Source organism: Bacillus sp. JJ864 (assembly GCF_036963045.1).
GTDB lineage: Bacteria > Bacillota > Bacilli > Bacillales > Bacillaceae_G > Bacillus_A > Bacillus_A pseudomycoides_C.
In genome coordinates this window covers 1-3,170 of the sequence record NZ_JBALLY010000261.1, presented here as the reverse complement: position 1 = coordinate 3,170, position 3,170 = coordinate 1, and the positions used below count along the sequence as shown (strand labels likewise).

Below are 3,170 nucleotides of genomic sequence, written 5' to 3'. Positions count from 1 at the left end.
CCATTGTAAGGACTTAACTAAGTTGTGTCCATATGACTATACTAACTCTAAACAATTTGCTTCATAGGTTGCATTATAAATGTAATTTAAAATAAAGATTGTTTTTCTATTCAGCCCACCTCAAATAAGATTGTAATTAGTAGAATCCAATTTCCTCTTGATAAAAGAAGACATATTTTTATGCACTATAGGAAAAAATTTATAATGTATAACTTTGCACATTGAATTTTATAAAAAGAAAAGGTGATAAAATGGAATTTTCTAATAAAAGTAATATTTATCATGCTGGAGATATTGTTTATATTTTTTATCGAAACCCCCACACTCAGGACGTAGCAAATATACAAGCTGCAGCAGTTGTCAATAATCCTGAGAGACCAAATGAATTAGCATTATTTCTTTATGAAACTTATTATCCACTAACAAATGAGATGGCTGTTTATTCTACTGAAGAAGAGGCAAACCAAGCCTATACCTACTATTATGGGGATGTTTCAGAAGGGATGTTAGAATGAATAACCCGTTTATGCCTAAACTTGTATACTTTGAACCCAAAGCATTAGATTATCCATTAGGGAGAGAGCTTTATGAGAAATTTTCAAATATGGATGTTGAAATTCGTCATACTACTTCCCATAATCAAGTGAGAGACCTGCCAGGCGAAAACGATTTGCAAAAGTATCGAGTAGCAAAATCTACTCTTGTCGTTGGTGTTAGAAAAACACTAAAATTTGATACTTCAAAGCCTTCAGCAGAGTATGCTATTCCCTTCGCAACAGGGTGTATGGGACATTGTCATTATTGTTATTTACAGACAACGATGGGAAGCAAGCCGTATATCCGAACTTATGTAAATGTTGACGAAATTCTAGAAACTGCTGACAAATATATGGAGGCCCGCGTACCTGAATTGACAAGATTTGAAGCTTCGTGTACATCAGATATTGTAGGAATTGATCACTTAACTCATACTCTTAAACATGCAATTGAGCATTTTGGAGAATCTGAATATGGAAAGCTGAGATTTGTTACAAAATTTCATCATGTGGATCATTTGCTTGATGCAAAACATAATGGAAAAACAAGATTTCGGTTTAGTATAAACGCTGATTACGTTATTAAAAACTTCGAGCCAGGTACTTCTCCGTTAGCTAAAAGAATTGAAGCAGCCGGAAAAGTAGCCAGAGCAGGATATCCGTTAGGGTTCATAGTGGCTCCTATCTATCTTCATGAAGGTTGGCAGGAGGGTTACTATCATATGTTTGAACGTCTCAATGCTGAATTACCTCTTGATGTAAGAGATGATATTACATTTGAATTTATTCAACATCGTTTTACAAAGCCTGCTAAGAGGGTAATTGAAAAAAACTACCCTATGACAAAATTAGAATTAGATGAAGAGAGAAGAAGATATAAATGGGGGAAATATGGGATTGGTAAATATATTTATCAAAAAGAAGAAGAAGAGGATATAAAAAATCACCTTTATTCTTATATGAAAAAGTTCTTTCCAAATGCAAAATTGGAATATTTCACATAATTAGGTACAGCTGAGATACGTGTAAAAATGAGTCAAAGCCTTACTTTTATTCTCCACTATGACCTATTGGGGTATTGCCATTAAGTTAAGAAATTCTTTGTTCCCCAAAACGAAAAAGCACTCCAATGAGTGCCTTTCTCTGACTTAATAGGCTCAGTACCAGCGTCGCTGTAACCAGGGGCAATGTAGGTTTGCCCTCTTCTATGTTGCATATATGTTAATTTTTGCAACGCTTTCCTTGGGTCTATTTTACCCTTAGCGTACAGGATATTGACTTAAATGTGTCTGAATTGTTTCATAACGTACAATTTTCTTTTTTGGATATGGTGAAGCCACGCCCATTAACTTAAGGTTTTGAAGTATCCGCTAAACGTAATTTTACTTTTTTGCATTTTGTTATCTTATTGTAAGCGTTGATGACATAAGATTCGTTACCGAAAGTGAATAGTTTCAAATTAACATGAACTAGAACTATCTTCTTATAATCTAGAGAACAATCAAGCCCAAACCGAATTCTGTATGCAACATATATTGATTGAATGTATTGATAAAGAAAGTGAGGTTAACACAAGTGAACACTTCCCATCAATTTAATCCCCCTATTCTGTTTATCACAAGAGAGAAAGAATTTTACAAAAAAAGAAAATCTGTCTTGGTTTCCATCAAGATAGATCCTAAGACTTTATCTCTTTGTTCAGGTTTGAGCCATCAGTTTACTGCGACAGGCACGTATTCTGACAAATCAACTAGAGACATTACAAATCTTGTCGAGTGGTACTCTAGCAATCCTTCAAGCGCAATAGTTTCAAATGAGAAAGAAACAAAAGGTTTGACTACAGCAATTGATACTTTCATCCGCATACTTTTCCACAACATGCACATACTAAAAACAGGCTATCCCGTAGCTACTTGAATCCTCTAAAATAGCAGTTAGCTTTGCTGACTGCTATTTTCTTGTATAAGACTCCAACATCAACATATACTACAGATAAGCTGTTTAACAGCTTTAATCCATTTTTCTTTCTCTTAACCCTTTTTAGAGATCAGTTGGCTTTTGCTGGCTGCTCTCTAATTTAAGATGCCTTTTCACCTTTATATGAGGTGAGAATATATGATATTGTGATTCCTTTTACCATAACAGACTCTGCTCTAATAATAGTGCCGCCTATATGGCGCCATTTTTTCTTTTAAATTGGGCAAGTTTTTTAATTCACCCACACATTTAATAAAAACCAGCATAGATTATATTAAACCTTGGTTAGGCGGACATTTTTTCACTCCTTATTGTTTTCCCATAGCATCCCTCTCTATAAAGAGCATTTGTAAAATGGCGCTCTTTTCTTATTTTTTGTATAATGTTTCATGAATAAGCTATTCTGTAGCCATAGCTATTCTTGTATACTCTTCTTTTATAGGAGTAGTTAGCCTTTGCTAGCTGCTCCTTTTTTTATTTAGACAACTTTTATTCAGTTTTCCCACACATCTGAATAAAAAAAACATAAATTATATTATACTTTGACTAAATGCATTTCTTTTCAAACCTTATTTTTTTCTCATGCACCTTCCTTAAAAAGGGCACTTATAAAACAGTGCTCTTTTCTTATGCTTTTGTATATAATTACAACTTAAA

The 3,170-nt window shown here is 33.8% G+C and carries 3 protein-coding genes; all 3 read left to right on the top strand.

The genetic code is table 11. The features are described from left to right. Positions 1–251: 251 nt before the first annotated feature. The gene (locus tag V7024_RS24260) at positions 252–515 is read left to right on the top strand and encodes a transcriptional regulator SplA domain-containing protein (RefSeq protein WP_098916879.1); all 264 of its coding nucleotides are present in this window, start codon (positions 252–254) and stop codon (positions 513–515) included. Further along, positions 512–1,540, top strand: coding sequence for a spore photoproduct lyase (gene splB / locus V7024_RS24255; RefSeq protein WP_335524630.1), 1,029 nt, complete (start codon positions 512–514; stop codon positions 1,538–1,540). The genes V7024_RS24260 and splB overlap by 4 nt, the downstream gene beginning before the upstream one ends. Positions 1,541–2,096: 556 nt before the next feature. Further along, a complete protein-coding gene (locus tag V7024_RS24250) occupies positions 2,097–2,453 on the top strand; it encodes an Ig-like domain-containing protein (RefSeq protein ID WP_335524632.1) in 357 nt (118 codons plus the stop codon). The last annotated feature ends 717 nt before the right edge of the window (positions 2,454–3,170 follow it).

Coding starts and splice junctions, on each gene's coding strand:
- splB (WP_335524630.1), top strand. CDS start 512: ATGAATAACCCGTTTATGCCTAAACTTGTATACTTTGAACCCAAAGCA.
- V7024_RS24260 (WP_098916879.1), top strand. CDS start 252: ATGGAATTTTCTAATAAAAGTAATATTTATCATGCTGGAGATATTGTT.